Origin of the sequence: Bacillus sp. B28 (assembly GCF_029536185.1) — a bacterium.
Lineage (GTDB): Bacteria > Bacillota > Bacilli > Bacillales > Bacillaceae > Bacillus > Bacillus halotolerans.
Window position 1 is genome coordinate 1920153 of sequence record NZ_CP120511.1, and the last position, 15846, is coordinate 1935998.

The 15846-nt window shown below is 34.3% G+C and carries 13 protein-coding genes and 5 pseudogenes; 10 read left to right on the forward strand and 8 right to left on the reverse strand.

Annotated elements, in window-relative coordinates; translation table 11 throughout:
• Positions 1-152: 152 nt before the first annotated feature.
• The 4 genes and pseudogenes from P3L57_RS09410 (at position 153) to P3L57_RS09425 (ending at position 2625) form a co-directional block, all read left to right on the forward strand.
• Complete coding sequence (locus P3L57_RS09410) at positions 153-704, forward strand: eIF2A family protein (protein WP_069486570.1); 552 nt, start codon at positions 153-155, stop codon at positions 702-704.
• Between the two features lie 19 nt (positions 705-723).
• Positions 724-972, forward strand: coding sequence for a DUF2651 family protein (locus tag P3L57_RS09415; RefSeq protein WP_232460785.1), 249 nt, complete (start codon positions 724-726; stop codon positions 970-972).
• A gap of 222 nt (positions 973-1194) precedes the next feature.
• Positions 1195-1527 carry a YolD-like family protein gene (locus P3L57_RS09420; RefSeq protein WP_069486572.1) on the forward strand — a complete coding sequence of 111 codons (333 nt, stop codon included), beginning with the start codon at positions 1195-1197 and terminating at the stop codon, positions 1525-1527.
• Positions 1520-2625, forward strand: a pseudogene (locus tag P3L57_RS09425) (Y-family DNA polymerase). The gene P3L57_RS09420 and the pseudogene P3L57_RS09425 overlap by 8 nt, the downstream one beginning before the upstream one ends.
• 71 nt (positions 2626-2696) lie before the next feature.
• On the opposite strand, the gene P3L57_RS09430 reads toward P3L57_RS09425, so the two are convergent.
• From P3L57_RS09430 to ilvE, 3 genes are all read right to left on the reverse strand, one after another.
• Positions 2697-4223: an L-lactate permease gene (locus P3L57_RS09430; protein ID WP_069486573.1), complete on the reverse strand. Its 1527-nt coding sequence runs from the start codon at positions 4221-4223 to the stop codon at positions 2697-2699.
• Positions 4224-4286: 63 nt separating this feature from the next.
• Positions 4287-6224 carry a putative PEP-binding protein gene (locus tag P3L57_RS09435; RefSeq protein WP_069486574.1) on the reverse strand — a complete coding sequence of 646 codons (1938 nt, stop codon included), beginning with the start codon at positions 6222-6224 and terminating at the stop codon, positions 4287-4289.
• A 7-nt stretch (positions 6225-6231) separates the two neighbouring features.
• Positions 6232-7137 carry a branched-chain-amino-acid transaminase gene (gene ilvE, locus P3L57_RS09440; RefSeq protein WP_069486575.1) on the reverse strand — a complete coding sequence of 302 codons (906 nt, stop codon included), beginning with the start codon at positions 7135-7137 and terminating at the stop codon, positions 6232-6234.
• 284 nt (positions 7138-7421) lie between these two features.
• On the opposite strand from ilvE, the gene P3L57_RS09445 reads away from it, so the two are divergent.
• The gene (locus P3L57_RS09445) at positions 7422-7976 is read left to right on the forward strand and encodes a helix-turn-helix domain-containing protein (RefSeq protein ID WP_069486576.1); all 555 of its coding nucleotides are present in this window, start codon (positions 7422-7424) and stop codon (positions 7974-7976) included.
• Between the two features lie 229 nt (positions 7977-8205).
• On the opposite strand, the gene P3L57_RS09450 is transcribed toward P3L57_RS09445, so the two are convergent.
• The 5 genes from P3L57_RS09450 to P3L57_RS09470 all read right to left on the reverse strand — a co-directional run bounded on the left by P3L57_RS09450 (position 8206) and on the right by P3L57_RS09470 (position 11743).
• Positions 8206-8457: a phage holin gene (locus P3L57_RS09450; RefSeq protein ID WP_069486577.1), complete on the reverse strand. Its 252-nt coding sequence runs from the start codon at positions 8455-8457 to the stop codon at positions 8206-8208.
• Between the two features lie 20 nt (positions 8458-8477).
• Positions 8478-8870, reverse strand: a complete 393-nt coding sequence (locus P3L57_RS09455; RefSeq protein WP_069486578.1) for a hypothetical protein — start codon at positions 8868-8870, stop codon at positions 8478-8480.
• Positions 8871-8985: 115 nt separating this feature from the next.
• Entirely contained in the window at positions 8986-10089 is a 1104-nt protein-coding gene (locus P3L57_RS09460) for a peptidoglycan recognition protein family protein (RefSeq protein ID WP_069486579.1), read from the reverse strand.
• A 927-nt stretch (positions 10090-11016) separates the two neighbouring features.
• The gene (locus P3L57_RS09465) at positions 11017-11586 is read right to left on the reverse strand and encodes a hypothetical protein (RefSeq protein WP_254665039.1); all 570 of its coding nucleotides are present in this window, start codon (positions 11584-11586) and stop codon (positions 11017-11019) included.
• The gene (locus tag P3L57_RS09470) at positions 11567-11743 is read right to left on the reverse strand and encodes a hypothetical protein (protein WP_227492934.1); all 177 of its coding nucleotides are present in this window, start codon (positions 11741-11743) and stop codon (positions 11567-11569) included. Before P3L57_RS09470 ends, P3L57_RS09465 begins: the two co-directional genes overlap by 20 nt.
• A gap of 378 nt (positions 11744-12121) precedes the next feature.
• Between P3L57_RS09470 and P3L57_RS09475 the strand changes: the two are divergent.
• From P3L57_RS09475 to P3L57_RS09490, 5 genes and pseudogenes are all read left to right on the forward strand, one after another.
• Positions 12122-12760 (forward strand): annotated as a pseudogene (locus P3L57_RS09475) (T7SS effector LXG polymorphic toxin).
• Between the two features lie 7 nt (positions 12761-12767).
• Positions 12768-12917 (forward strand): annotated as a pseudogene (locus P3L57_RS09480) (GNAT family N-acetyltransferase); the annotation flags it as partial.
• Positions 12918-13191: 274 nt separating this feature from the next.
• A pseudogene (locus P3L57_RS20640) lies at positions 13192-13488 on the forward strand (hypothetical protein).
• A gap of 451 nt (positions 13489-13939) precedes the next feature.
• Positions 13940-15229: a Na+/H+ antiporter NhaC family protein gene (locus tag P3L57_RS09485; protein WP_069486580.1), complete on the forward strand. Its 1290-nt coding sequence runs from the start codon at positions 13940-13942 to the stop codon at positions 15227-15229.
• Between the two features lie 173 nt (positions 15230-15402).
• A pseudogene (locus P3L57_RS09490) lies at positions 15403-15797 on the forward strand (DinB/UmuC family translesion DNA polymerase); the annotation flags it as partial.
• Positions 15798-15846: the final 49 nt, after the last annotated feature.

Here is a 15846-nt window from a genome sequence, read left to right on the forward strand (position 1 = left end):
AAGTATTGTTGCTTGTCGAACCAATATCCTCAATCTAAATAAAATAATGGTTTTATCCATAAAACAAAAGTCTGGAAATTAGGGATGGAGAGATTGTTTCAGCACAAGTCCTAGATAATAAAATTTACGCTATTACGAGTGATGAAGAGAATATGTCCATCATCTCAATTAATCCAAAAACGAACAAGCAGGAAAAGAAGGCCTCCATTCCAAATAAGACTGTTTATTTCACAGATGCTAAAGATGCATTCCAAACTTTTGATAAAAGAACATTTATGTTAGCTATTAATGATAATGTAAATGAAAAAGAAGCTTCAAAAATACTATTGATTGATAAGGAGACATTAAAAACAAAAAAAGAAGTTATAATGGAGAATGGATTCATCCCAACAAAATTAAAAAGAATAACTGATGAGATCGTTGCTGTCTCATACAATGGGAAAGTTAGCTTTTTTGATGAAAATCTAAATAAGAAAAAATCTTTCAAATTCTATGCAGGCAATAGTGAAATGTTATTGAATGATATTAAATTTGATGATAGTAACATGTACGTCCTTATCAAAGGGTTTGACATGCAAAAAGAGAATGTCTTAGGGGAAATAACCTCCTATGACTTAAAATCAGGGAAAAAGGTTAACACAACACCATTAAAAGCGAAAAAAGAATGGGAAATTGCACGTTTTGAATTATTGCATAATGAATAAGATTAGGAGGATATCTCATTTGGGTGGTCCTGCATTTTTAATACTACTAGTACTGCCGGCTGTATCATTTATCTTAGGAATAATAGGATACTTTATTTTCAAAAGAGTATGGGTAACAACCTTGATTATATTTGTACTTTCTTTAGTTTTTATGCTAATTGAAATAGGGTTAGAGCCGACTTTTTTAATCTGGGTGACTATCATGACAGTTGTATGTTTTATATCTGGAATTCTAACTAAATCCATTGCAACTTTAATTAGAGGATGATAGCAGAAGCGAAGCGTTGCGATAACTTTGACAGCATATTTGTCGTACATTTCTTTCAATGAAACCCTAAGTAATATGGCAACTTGATTTGCTCCTAATTAACCTCCTTTTATAAGGGGGTTTTATTTATTACCAACATTTACATCGAACTTTTGTTCTTGTTTATATTGAATGAAGAACATTTGTTCTGTTAATGTTAGATCAATAAAGGAGTGAGTCGATATGCTTAGGGATCGAGGAACAATCAAATGGACATCAATGATGCTTCCAGAACATTTAACACAACTTAAACAAGATTTGATTGATGTATCAAAAATTGAAAAACCATCCTTAGATGACCATCAAATTGAAGAGATGGATCTTCTCGTCTCTGAGGCACTTGAATTTAATAAAGAGTTGAAATTCAAACTCTTTAACAATGGATTTGTTGAAAATGTTACCGGCAGAGTTCATTACATTAATTTTGAACAACAAAAGCTTCCCGTAAAAGACCAGAACGACAATACAGTTTATGTCAATAAGAATAACATCATAGGAGTTACATACAATGATTGATTACTCACAATTTCCACGTAAGAATATTCTTTGTGTCGATATGAAATCCTTTTATGCTTCTGTATAGGCTGTAACAATGGGACTTAATCCTTTAACGTGTTATCTTGCTGTTGTAGGGAATACGGAGAGACAGGGAAGTGTAGTATTAGCTGCATCTCCTGCACTTAAAAAAGATTTTGGAATCAAAACAGGATCGAGACTTTTTGAGATACCTGAAGATCCAAGAATACACATTGTAAATCCGCAAATGAAGCTTTTCATCAGAGTTTCGACTGAGATTACAAAGCTGTTTTACAGATTTGTTCCTGAGAAATGTGTCCATACTTATTCAATGATGAATCTTTTTTAGATGCAGGAAAAGAAGATCCTGAAGAAATGGCCAAAGCAATCCAAAGCAGCATGTGGAGAGAATTTGGTTTGATGTGCACAGTAGGTATTGGAGACAATATGTTACTCAGTAAGCTTGCACTTGACCTGGAGAGTAAGAAAACAAAGAGCGGTATTGCACGTTGGAGATATGAAGATGTGCCAAATAAACTCTGGAATGTTCACCCTTTGTCAAAAATGTGGGGGATAGGAGGGAGGATGGAAAGAAATCTGAATCGGATGGGAATATCAACTGTAGGTCAGTTAGCCAAATTTCCTTTAGAGCTGCTTGAAAAGAAGTTTGGAATAATGGGGAATCAGTTGTACTACCATGCTCATGGAATCGATTTATCAGAAATAGGAGCTCCTTTGATGCAAGGGCAAATTAGTTTTGGTAAGAGTCAGATCTTACTGAGGGATTATACAAGGAGAGAAGAAATTAAGGCTGTTCTTCTGGAGATTTGCGAAGAAGTCGCAAGAAGGGCACGTACACATAATAAAGTTGGTCGAACAATTAGCTTGGGAATTGGTTACAGTAAAGATGAACTTGGCGGTGGTTTTCTCCGATCTAAAACAATTGATCTTCCCACAAATATCACAATGGACATTTATAGATGCTGCTTGATGATCTTTAATAAGTTTTACTCCGGTAAAACAGTGAGAAGTATATCAGTTACGTTCGCAGGAACTGCACTTCACAGAGCTGGACTTACTGGGGGACATAAGACTTAAAACCCTTCTCATTGAGAAGGGTTAAACATGGTTGAGTTGTGAAGTTTCTGACTTACAAACTAAAAATGAATTTATTTAGAATAGTTTCCAAGTAACAATAAAATAATAGTCATAATGATAATTAATAATATTGCTCCAACTACGATTAAAGTCATCTTTTTTAATAAACTGTTCTCTTCTGACTCGATTCCACATAATGTCGCTCCTAATGCAATTCTAGAAGGACAAGCCATCGTTGCATGAGAAGAACTTGCATTTTGAATACTTGCAACTAAATTTAATGGTAATCCAGTTTTTGTGGCTGTTTGAACTTGTAATTGGGTGAACATTGCATTTGATCCTGTATTACTACCTGTAAGGAAGCCTCCAATTCCCCCGATAAATGGAGAAACGTATATAAATAGTGTACCAAACATTAATCCAGCAGCATTAGCTATGGTAAAGGTCATGTTTGATGTAGTCATTAATTGTGAAATTGCTACAAATGCTGTGGTGGAAATTACAAAAGGAACCCATTGTTTTATAGTGGTTTTAATTGAATTCCAGATAACATTCTTTGAAATTTTAAAAATGAATATCGTATATAGACATGTAACAAACAGCCAGAAACCCGGCGAATAAAGTAAAGCTAACGAAAAAGAAAAAGCAGGTAACTCAAGAACAAAATTAGATTCTAAAAAATCTTTAAATAAGGGTATAAGTCTTGTGGCGAAAATTGACATAGTCAAAAATAAGTAAGGACTCATAACTTTGATGATACTTATACTTTCTTCAGGCTTTTCAGACATAGAAGTCTCATTAATAGTCTTGTTTGCCATTTTAAGTTGAGAAGAGTTTTTTATTTTGATTATGAGTAAACCAATGGAACTACTAGCTAGGGAACTGAGAACTCCAGCTAACTCTACACTTACAAAAACATTAAACAAAATCATTGTAAGTGAAAAAACAATTGAAATGAATAAGATTTCCTTCCATGTATGTCTAATTGCCTTTTTCCCTCCAGCAAGGTAGACAGCAATTATCAAGAAATAGATAAATATAGGAATACTTATAATAGCAGTTCCAGTACCTACTTCCTTGAGAGCAATACCTCCAATCTGAGCACCTATCACTGTCCCAGTAGATAAGGCACCCCATGGGACTGCGAGTAAACTGACAAGTCCAATTGAAGCTGCTTTAATTGGGGGAAAACCCAGTGCAATTAAAATTGGTGCTACAATCATAAAAGCTATCCCAAAACCACTTGTTGATTCTAAGAGGGGTGAGAGCCCCATGACCAATAATATTACTTGTAAAAGCTGATCGTTTGTTGCACCTGAAATAAAAGCAGCGATTGTTTGAATGCCACCAATATTATTAATTAAATGAAAAAAAAGTATGCCAAAGAACAAAACGTACGCTGCTACAAAGGAGATTAAAAAACCTTTGAAGGAAGCATGTAAGGCGCCCTCTAAGGTTATACGATAATTAGGGTAGATCAAAATGATAAGTAGGGTAGCAGTGTAGGATAGGAGTCCAGACTTCAACGATGTTTGTTTTAATACAAATAAAAAAACAAAAACACATATAAATGGTAATAAAGCTATTATTAAATTCATAATTAATTTTCCTTTCGAATGTTAAAACGTTTACGCCATTATAAGTAGCGTAAACGTTTTAATTTATGAAATATCACTATACAAAGATTGTAGAACTGATTGAGCACTTGCAAATAGTGAAAATAAAATTCTGTCTGGCGGAGTAGAAACATAATTTAATCCATGAGGAGCTGCGTTTTTAGATAACCATTTGACTGAATGCCAAGAACCAGCTATCTCTCCACCTAAACCTATTAAGTATTCTCTTCTATTTGATAATTTTAAAAGTTTAGTACGTCTCAGCCCTTGTACAATTGCTTTTCCAACAATTTGTTCATTAATAATTTGGAACGGGCTACTAGGCATTATGTTCAACTTAACGTATTCTGGAATAATCGACTTGGCCGAGTCTGCCCTATTCATATTGAGACATGCTGCAGTAAAATCGTTTCCGCCAAATAAGGCACCGTTTAGCTCTAAATCCTCTCCCTTAACATCAAGAATATCTTCTAATACATGAAAAGCTCCTGATGTTTCAATCATTATAGATACTCCACGTACTAAGTCTTGAATTCCATATGACTTCACAAGCTTCTCAAAAGTTTCTACAAACATAGAGACTTCCTCCGGAAAAGTAACCATTGACAATAGAATTTGTAAATGAACATTTACACCTTCGTTATATGCTTTATGTGCTGCCCTAATAACTCCTTCCGACCAAATTTGGCATATATCTTGTCTTTGAACGGTAACTCTTACTCCTCGACAACCATGATATGTTTCCGATTCATTTGCTAGAATTTTAACGCGATCACTCACAGCCTTTTCGTTTAAATTATATTTTTCAGAGAAACTTTTAGTATCAAAATCTTTTGTGAAAATCATATTGTAGGGCATACATAACAACCTAACAACAGCAATCTCACCTGTACCTACTTTGAATACGTCATAGACCATTTCAGTGAATCTTTGTAAATACTTATCTTTATACTCTAGGTAACTTTGTCCTACAATCTCTTCACCAAGAAATATTATTCTCATTAAATCAATGTCACTAGTTTGATTCCACATACGTTCATCTCTTAATAACCCTAACCCGTATCTATTAGAATTACTTTGCAGGCAAACCTCACCATCTACAACTGATATGTCACTTCCATACATCCTGGTAAGAGTCATAGTTCTAGTAGTATGAGCTGTTGATAACACCTTGAGATTTGAGATATTGTATGCTTCTTCTAATAATTTTTTAAAGCCTAAAAATTCTGGAGATTGAATAGTCTCTATAAGAAACTTTTTGTTTTTTTGATATATACTTGAGTAAATAATATTTTGTTCTGCATTATCTGGCCCGTAATTGTCTAATGCTTCTATAAAAGCTTGAGAAAGAATGTGATAAACCTTGATTATAGTAGAAGGCGTAGAAGATAGGTTTCCTTTTAAAATTAATCCTTTATTGGCGTTTAAAGAGAGACATTCACCTTCATTTATTATATCCTTTTTGAATATGATTCTTCTTGAAGGCTGTTCAATTTCAAATTTACTACCATCATTAAAAGTATAAGTAATCTGTCTGGTCTCCATATTAAATTGGTATTTACAATTGACATTAACCAATGTTGGAATACCTTCACAGCTAGCTTGAACGGGACAGAAGGTAGTGCGTGCTTTTTGATTAGTGAAAAAACCTTTAGATGATGTTAGTACATAGAAGTCCTCTAAGTCTCCACCCTCTAGAGAATAGATTAAATCAATAGTTGTATTTCTTTTTTGAGCCTCTTTTAATAATGTTTCGCCTAATTTTCTATCTAGAACTAACTGGCCTGATACATCTCCAGGAAGAATACTTTCTCCATTTGCGATTGAAGAATGTCCATCCTCCTTAATAAAGTTAGGTGCAAGGAGATCAGTTAACTGTTCTTCCTGTAACTCAAACAGTACATCTCTAGGGGATAGAATACCTTGGGATATTTTATGTAATTTTTCATTTAATATATTCCTAGTACTAGTTAATAAAACCATTAGTTGATCACCTTACCATATTTGAATTTTTATATACTGGAGTACTATAGGTTACGTCTAATGTTCTTTCCTGAAACTTATGAATGAATTTTCTTGTTATTTCCCCAATATTACCTTTTGATATTTCAATATTATTAATACGTGTTACCCCAACAACTTCAGCATGCGTTCCTGTTAGAAAAACTTCATCTGCATTAATTAATTGAAACGGTGTAATATCTTTTTGCTCAACATCTATGTTTAGTTCCTGTGCAATATCTATAATAATTTGTCTTGTTACACCTTGAAGGATTCCATTAGATGGACTAGGAGTCACAAGTTTGTCTTTGTCTATTATAAAAACATTACATATAGTTGATTCAGAAATAAACCCTCTAGGATCTAGTAGTATGGCATCATCTGCTCCATATTGGTTTGCTTCCATTCTAGCGACCACGCTATTAAGATAATTAAGTGACTTTATCTCATGTGAAGTTGCGTCTACAGCATCACGGCGTGTAGACACGATTACTAATGACAGCCCTGTTTCTTTAACAGATTCTCCATGAACATTCGGTAAATCTTCCACGATAATAATTAAGCTGGTATTTTTACAAGTTTTTGGATCAGGTCCTATATTACCTACACCTCTTGTAACCAGTAAACGTATGTAGGCATTTTGAAGTTCATTGATCCTTAATGTCTCTAAAATATATTCACCAATTTCCTCTAAAGAATATGGAAGTTCCATACGTAGACTGTTGGCAGAACGTTTTAAACGATAAAGGTGTTCTTTCATTTGAAATACATAGACGGAATAACAGCGCAATCCTTCATAGATACCATCACCATATAATAACCCGTGGTCATACACACTAATTTTTGCTTCACTTTTCTCATAGAAGGTACCGTCGATAAATATCTTTGTAGTCATCTAAACAAACCTCTTCTTTCTGTAAAATTCAATAATTTAGTATTGATTACTTCAAGTTAATTTTAAATATTCAGATTTTTAAAGGTGAACAACCACTCCCCTTGCTCTTTTCATTGTGTTTATTTCCAAAAATAAACATTATAATGAATTTAATTTCATAATAAATCCATTATAAAACAAAGTCAAGAACTTAATTCACTATAGTGGAATTGATTCCATGATAAATTCATTATAAAATAAAGTCAAGAATTTAATTTACTATAGTGGAATGAGGGTGGAGTTTTATGGAATTTTCAACTAATGTAAAGAACGTAAGAAAACTAAAAGGCTATACATTGGAGGAGTTGGCTAAAAAATCTGGGGTTAGTAAATCTATGTTATCGCAAATTGAAAGAGGAGATAAAAATCCCACAATCAATATTGCCTCACAAATTGCAGAAGCACTAGATGAGACAATCTCATCCCTTCTAGGAGAGGAACAAAAAAGAAGTGTATCAATTATTCGTTCCCATGAGAGATTATTATATAAAGACGAAAAAACTAAATTCGAAAGACATCTTTTGTCCCCGCCTACTAACGATATTGAATTTATTCTAAATAAGATACCACCCTTTAAAGAAACAGGTGGCTTTCCTCCTCATAAAAAAGGTGTAGAGGAGTATATATATGTTGCCAAAGGGAAGTTACAAGTCCAATTAGGAGAGGAACCTCAAGTCTATACATTAGAAGAGGGAGATTCAATATATTTTGAAGCAGATATAGATCATAGATTTATAAATCTATCAGAAGAAGAATGCAATTACTTTTTAATAATTAATTCAACTAAAAAAAATATATAAATTGTTTATCAGAAAAAATATTTTATCAATAGTAATTATTGCAAAGGAGTACATGTTAACAACCATGTACTCCCTTAAATTATTTTGATATTATCTTGCAATGAATTAACCTAATTCCACTATAGAGTCCTATCAGTCGTTAACGACAAAATGATAATTCGAGTACAGATTAATGTTATTCTAAAAAACGAAAAAAATATCCTCCTCAGTCAAGAGAAGGGTAGGGGTTTTATCTCGGTAAATCATAATCCAGTGCTTGTTCACTATCAGAAATACCTTGAGTAGTTGGATCAACAATAATGCCCATTGCTGATAAAAAAGTTAGAAGAGCATTAAATTTCTCTGTTAAATCGTCACCAAATACAGTCAAGTCGTATCCAAAAGCAGTGGCAATTGCTTGTACGAATAACAGCGTTGCTGAGAAAATTGCGACAAGAAATGTTTTCTTTTTCAGTCTTACTTTCCAGTTGATTTTAGTCATTTAATCGTCTCCTGTTAATTTTATTTAAGGCCAAAATGTATGAGCAACCATGCACCGACAATAGTTGCAATCACACTTGGTAACACCTTGAATACAAGGTCTTTTGTAAATTGAGAGGGGTCAATTTTTCGAGTGGAATCAGAGCGTTCTAGTATTTCAACTCGATTGTCCAGTTTTTCATACGATTTGCTTAGATTTTTTAAACTGTTACTCATTTCGTTAAGAGTACTAAACTGTTCTCTTGATTGTGCTTGAGAGTCTTTATTAATTTCGACTTGTTGCTCAACCAGTGTAGCAATACGACCGATAACATTTGTTCTTTCTTGAAGGGAGTCAACCTTGTTATCAGTGTGTTTAGCTTTTTCTTCTAGCGCACTTAGTCTTGAAATAGTGCTTTGCTCAAAGTTATCCATTTGTCACCAACCTTTAATGAATATAGAAAGGTGACATTACATCACCTCCTAAATTAAGAGGATATTCGATGATATGTATAGATCAGCAAACATTCTCCGAGATAATTGAATATAATTAGATTTTTGATCCGAACTGTCCTGAGATGTATCCACGTTTACCTCTATAGATAACTTCCCAATAACCTTTTGAGTTGTTTTTACCTTTAACTGAACCAGAGATTAAAATAGTGCTTCCAAGCTTGACTGAACCAATATTTTTAGAGCTATTTCGATCAGGCTTGTCCATTACAATTGCTGCACTTGATACACCAACAATTTTGATTTTTCCCACGGATTTAATAGATGAGGAACTTGAAGAAGTTGATGTTGTTTTAGGGGAAGGTGAAGAGGTTTTAACTGATCCTGTAACATCAACATATTTGTCAGAAGCAGTGATGTAATATGTAGCACCTTTAGAGTTCTTAACTTTGTATTGATACGCTGATCCAACTTTAACTTTCTCTACAATTGTAGGGAATCCAATACCTTTATTTACTGTGCCGACAACATCTTTATCTTCCCAAGATGGTTTTGAATAGAAACGAAGACCGTTAACTTTTGATTTAAGTGAACCACTTGCTGCTGATGAAGAGGAAGGGGAGGGGGTTGTTGGTTTAGTTGGAGAAGCTTTTGAAACAGATTTGCCTGACATTTTTGCCTTTACTCGATTTTTAAAGTCTGCAAATTTTTGGCCGTTAGATACCCATGGTGCAGGGCAATTCTTATGAGTGATGTCATAATGACGAACAATATCAATAATAGGATCTAAACCAAACTTATTACATAATTCAACGAATACATCCTCAGTTCTTTCAACTGTATCTGAATGGAATGAACCGTCTTTTTCAAGGCACATTTCAACTCCAATAGATAAAAAGTTAGCGTTAGGTTTCAGCGCAGCAACTCCTCGATAAGGATTTCCGGCACTATCTCTTTGCTGAATATCATTTGCATGGTAAGCTACTTCATTTAACGGAATGATACAAATTGCTTCTGTTTTATCAACGAAAATGTGAGCTGACGCATAAACTTGCGCATTGCTGAAGTATCTTCGATGATTATCTGCGCCGGCGCCCGGATTGGCTGTGTAATGAACAACTAATTTCTTAACACCATTTAACTTTAAACCAGGTCGAGTATACTTGTTTACTGGAATATAATTATTTGTATAAGTTGGCAAAAAACATCTCTCTTTTGTAAAATTTGAACAAAAAAAGAGAGAAGGGGATTGACCCAATCTCTCATTTAGAAAACTTTCTATATTCGATTTAAATACATAAAAACACATTGCTGTTTAAATAAATTCCGTAGTATAATTTTACCATCACGCCACGGAGGTAAGGGGAATGGACTTTGTAAGAGTAGAGGTTGAGCGAAGACGGATGACTCCAAAACGATGGATTCCTCGTTTGTTTATGTTTACTGTTGGTTTAGTGATTTTTTAATAAGTTTTATCTTAATTATCTCTATAATCGGTATCCTGCCGGGATTGGGTCTGGGTTCACTCAGCGTCTTTCTTATCTTTGGAGCCTTTTTTGGAGGAGAGCGTCTAGAGTGTCCGCAATGTGAATTTAAAAACAACTTTGTAATGTACGGAAAACACAATGTAACTTGTCGTAAATGTAAGCAGAATATAGCGATAGATTGGAAGAAGCCTCGTTCTTAGCGGATGAGGTTTTATTTTATTCGTAATAAAACCTTAGAAATACTAAACGCATGTTCTTGTTATCTATGTCTTTCAAGTATGTATTTTGATAAAATCTATATTTTATCTAGGACATAAACACCTCCTTAATATCGAAATACTAGTTGCATATTCGTTTCAGACTTAGCATTAGTTACACCTTGTTGACTAATATCTTCATTACTGTTATGTGAGGTACTCTTTCTTACTTCCAGTAAAGATTCAGTGAGAGTTTGTAGCTGTTAACAAAAAAGATAGAAGGTGGAACCTCCTATCTTTTTATCCTCGCTATTCTTACGAACTCGCCAATTAAAGAGCCAACAATGAAAATAGCCAGTGGAATCACAGTAAACTTCTTCCCCAGTACCCCCATGTAAACGAAATAGCACGCACATAAAACAAGGAACAAAAGGATATATCTTTTTATTGGCCTATTAATAACTGTTGTTTTTTCTTGTTGCATATTTTCACCTCGTTTTTATGTCCGACAACTTGCCGGATTGGTCTGCTTCCAAAGAATTTAGCGCTGTCTGCTGTTCTTAGGATTTTCTTTCTTGACGAGTCTTCATAGAATTTTGTTCTATTGACATAAGAATATGCATTACATTTAAAGGCATAACGATACTGGAATACCGTATAATATGCAGTTGTTTGTGTACCTGCTAAAAATGATACAATACTTAGTATGACATTGTAAGGTGCTTTTGAGACTGCGGCGATTGCTGTGGTAGCAACACCAATTGAAACTCCCTTCAAATTGTATTTACCCATGTATTTTCCACCTTGTGGAATCATCATAGTTGATGCATTTGAGGGTGATAAAATTCCATCTTCTTGCTTGATCAGATTAAAATCAAGTTCATTGTTCTTATATAGAGTATTCGTCTCAGTGTGATATACAAATTTTGTTTTCGCACCATTTTCATCAGTAACATCAATCTTGTTCACTGCAGGATCAGTGAAGTCGTAAGAACTACGTGTACTTTTCTCCATTAATTTCAAGCTCTTCTTTACCCTCAATATCACTTGATACTTGAGCAGATGTATCCAACATTTCATTACTTACTGCTTTGGCTTTAAATTCTGGCATAACACCTACAACTAAAGCGCTAATCAGAAACAATAGTAAAGTAGCCCTCAATTTCTTCAAATAATCACACTTCCTATTATATTATTTAATTCACATTAAAAACAAAAAGAAAACGCTTTCATATTCAATATTTATTTCATTATATTATAAAGAATGGGATTTAATATCTCTGTGTCTTTTGCGTACTATTCTCTTTTTTCTAAACTTAAAGAAGGAAAAATCCTTTTCTTCATAAAGATTGAGCGAGTAATTAAGACTATTTCTTTAGAAATAATTCTGATACTTGAAACATTTTAGTTTTATGGAATCTCCCAAACTATGGTAAAATTTGTGTGTTGAAAGCAGAAAAAGGAGAATGACATGAGGTATTTGAAGCTGATTCTTTGCTCTCTGAAGCGGATAAAAGAACCAAGGAGTACAAGGGAACTAAGGTCACAAATGGATAAGCTCAGAAAAGCATTTAAAGCTGTAGCTGATCCGGATGACAGCGAGTTTTCTGGTAAAGGTGCTGATAACATCAAAGCCTTCTATCACGACCATGTAGGCGTCACTGACCAATGGATGATCTAATTGATATGAAAATTGCGTTATTAAGCAGCGTATCTGCAAAACTTGAAGAGGCAAAGATGTCTGATGCTTACATTGAAGAATCTTTTTAAGAACATGAACTGAACCAACGCCTATACAAAATCAAAATCCATTATGTCTGAAAAAAAGAAGGCCATGAAAGATATTCTGAATGACATCTTATCTCTTGAAATTTACTCAACAGAAGATTTCAAAGGCAAACTTTCTTCTGCAGATGACAAACGTAAAAAAACAATTGATAAGCTGTACAAGCTTGATGAGGATTTAATAACAGAATACGTTGAAACAGAGCCTAACGAACAATTCATTCAGCAAGATTTTATAAAGCTGCAGAATCAACAGGGAAAGGGAAAAACGCCACTCCGATTCGCTATAATGCAAAAGCATAAAGTGACATACATAAGAAAAAAGGTGATATTGAAAAGCATTCTGAATCTTACTTTAGCGTTAAGAAAGAAGAAGCAAAAGAACGTGAAATCAAAGAATTAAATAAAAAACTTATAATAATCCATCCATACGATTACATTAAAAATTAGGTTTCATGAAAGAGGGACAACTAAGAAAGATCATTTTCACTAAAGGTGCCTATTATGATGGTATTTGCTTTGGGATGACAAGAGAAGAATTTAAACTGAATCATGGATAATATCACTTGTACATCGATAAAGTTCTGCGTTCCAATAAAATAATGGTTTTATCTATAAAACAAAAGTTTGCAAATTAGGGAGAGAACATGCTTAATGCAGGTTCTTTTTTTATTTAATTATCAAATCATTTGAATAATTGTAGATATTTAACACGTGTAAAGATGGAAAGGGTGCTCTAAGATATAAAAAGCTCTGAAAGGATTGTGGTTATCAGTGGTAAATGTAAACTCAAGTGATCTTATTTAAGATCCAAAATTCTTAGCATTTTGCAGTTTGGCTACTGAAGGATATGGAGGGAATAATCCAACTCCTTCATCCGTTAGTTTTAGTGAATTCTGTGAAAAACTAGAGAAAAATGAGGTAGTTGAACCTGAGAATAAAAAAAGCTCACTTGACATAAATAAGTCTTTAGATTATTGGAAATCTAGATGAAATGGTGGAGGTAGTCTTTATGCAATGGATTTGAAGGTATTAGATATTATTAAAAAAGCTTACAACTTAGGCATGGTTAACAAAGATAACATGTTACTACGTAACGAAGCAATTAGTGCTTACAAGAACTCAATTTGAATATGAAAATAGCGCCCTTTTAATTATTAAATTTATTTTCTTGTAAATGCTCCTCATGTTCTCTGATGTTTGCTATTTCTTGTTTGAATAACAATTGCTATGACCGCAGATTGAGCTGGTGCATAAAGAGGAAGAAGGGTATGAACTCTTTCCTTTTTATATTGTATTATTGATAATAGCTAAAACAGTTTTTATGCCAGCATCGTTGCGTGTTGCCCCCTCAAACACTCCTCATCAAACAGTTGTATTTGTATATGAAACTTCCCAAATAATCTGTTGATGAAAGTGTTATTTCCTCTTCTTGAAAAATCCTTCTTTCTTTTCTGTTTTTAATTTAATAATTACTATACTATTTTTCCGCTTGACTTTTTTACTGTAGCCTTTTAAAGTATGGAATGTTGTTTAGACTATATTTTACGACTTGATACTGAAATTAAAGGTGGCTACTTAGATGAAACAAAATGGAAATCCTTGGGCGCTATTGCCGCTAGTCTTATTTGTAGGCCTTTTTGTCGGCTCTGGTGTATTGACTGGAGATTTCTATAAATTGCCGATATTGATTGCGGCAATTATAGCATCAGCTTTCGCGCTTTCATTTAACCAGAAGCAATCTCTCAATCAGAAAATAGAATGGTTTGCTTCCGGGGCGGGACATCCTGATATTATTATTATGGTTATCATTTTTATATTAGCGGGTGCTTTTGCTTCTGCAGCTGAGACGATGGGAGCGGTACACTCAACCGTTAACCTTGCTTTGAGCATTATTCCGAATCAGTTTATACTGCCAGGGCTTTTTATCATTGCTTGTTTTATTTCTGTTTCGATGGGAACATCGATGGGGACGATTGCCGCAGTTGCTCCAATTAGCGCCGGTTTGAGCGGAGAACTTGGCTTGTCTACTGCAATCGCTATTGCAGCTGTTGTCGGCGGAGCTATGTTTGGAGATAATCTTTCTTTTATTTCGGACACCACCATCGCGGCAGTACGGTCACAAAAAACACAAATGATGGATAAATTTAAAACGAATTTTTTGATCGTTTTGCCTGCTGCTATCATAACTATCATTTTATTATTTTTTATCCCGACAGGACACGTAGGACATACCGGGGCTGAATCTTACAGCTGGTTTAAAGTACTTCCTTATGTTGCCGTGTTAGTCTTTGCGTTAATTGGTTTTAATGTGGTGGCTGTCATTTTTGGGGGATTGATCTTAACAGGAATTATAGGGTTTGCAAGCGGCAGCTTGACGCTTGAGTCTTATTTTAAAGCAATTACGGATGGAATTGCCGGAATGTCTGATCTTATCATCCTTTCAATGTTAATTGGCGGAATGGTCGGCGTCATGAAACAAAACGGAGGGATTGACTTTTTGGTGGGATTCATTTCCAAAAAGATCAATTCGAAAAAAGGTGCTGAAGCCGGTATTGCCGGATTGGTCAGTGTTACTAACCTAGCTACTGCCAATAATACGATTGCTATTATTGCAGCCGGACCGATAGCCAAAAATATCTCTGATGAATTTAAAATCGACAATAGAAAGTCGGCAAGTATCTTAGATATCTTTTCCTGCGTGGTACAAGGCTTAATTCCTTATGGCGCGCAGATGTTATCGGCCGGGAAGTTTGGGAATATTTCACCTGTCAGCATCTTGCATTACTCTTTCTATCCTGTTTTAATCGGGATCTGCGGCATCATAGCAATTATATTCGAACTGCCAAAATTCACAAGAAATGAGAAATGAATATAAAAAAGGTACCAAACGGTACATTTTTCTTTTTTTACCAAAATTCGTAAAAGAATATAGAATGATAAAAAAGGAAGATAGAGAGTGTAATGAAACCAAGCTTTCACAAGGGTCTTAAAGCCCTTGTTATTTTTTATGTCTACTAATTTTTAGAGGTTTATTTATTTGGAGACGTGAAAGCTGTTCTCTTGGAGATTTGCAGAAAGGGCACGTACACATAACAAAGTTGGTCGAACAATAAGCTTGGGGGGAATTTCATCGAGCAAAAACAATTGATCTTCCCACAAATATCACGATGGATATTTATAGATGCTGCTTGATGCTCTTTCATAAGTTTTACTCGGGTAAGAGAGAAGTATCTCGGTTACGTTATCAAATATTGAAGATGAAGTTAATCAACAGTTGAGTTTATTTGAAGTGGATAATGAAAAGAGAAGAAAGCCTGGATTCGTTATGGATGGAATTAGAAGCATACGGATTAAAAGCGATTCTGAGAGCAGTTTCTTATACACCTGGAGGAACTGCGCTTTACATAGTTGGGCTTACTGGTGGGCATAAGCCATAACAAAAAGCGACTAAAAATATACTCGCTTTTTGTTATCATTTAGTTAAGA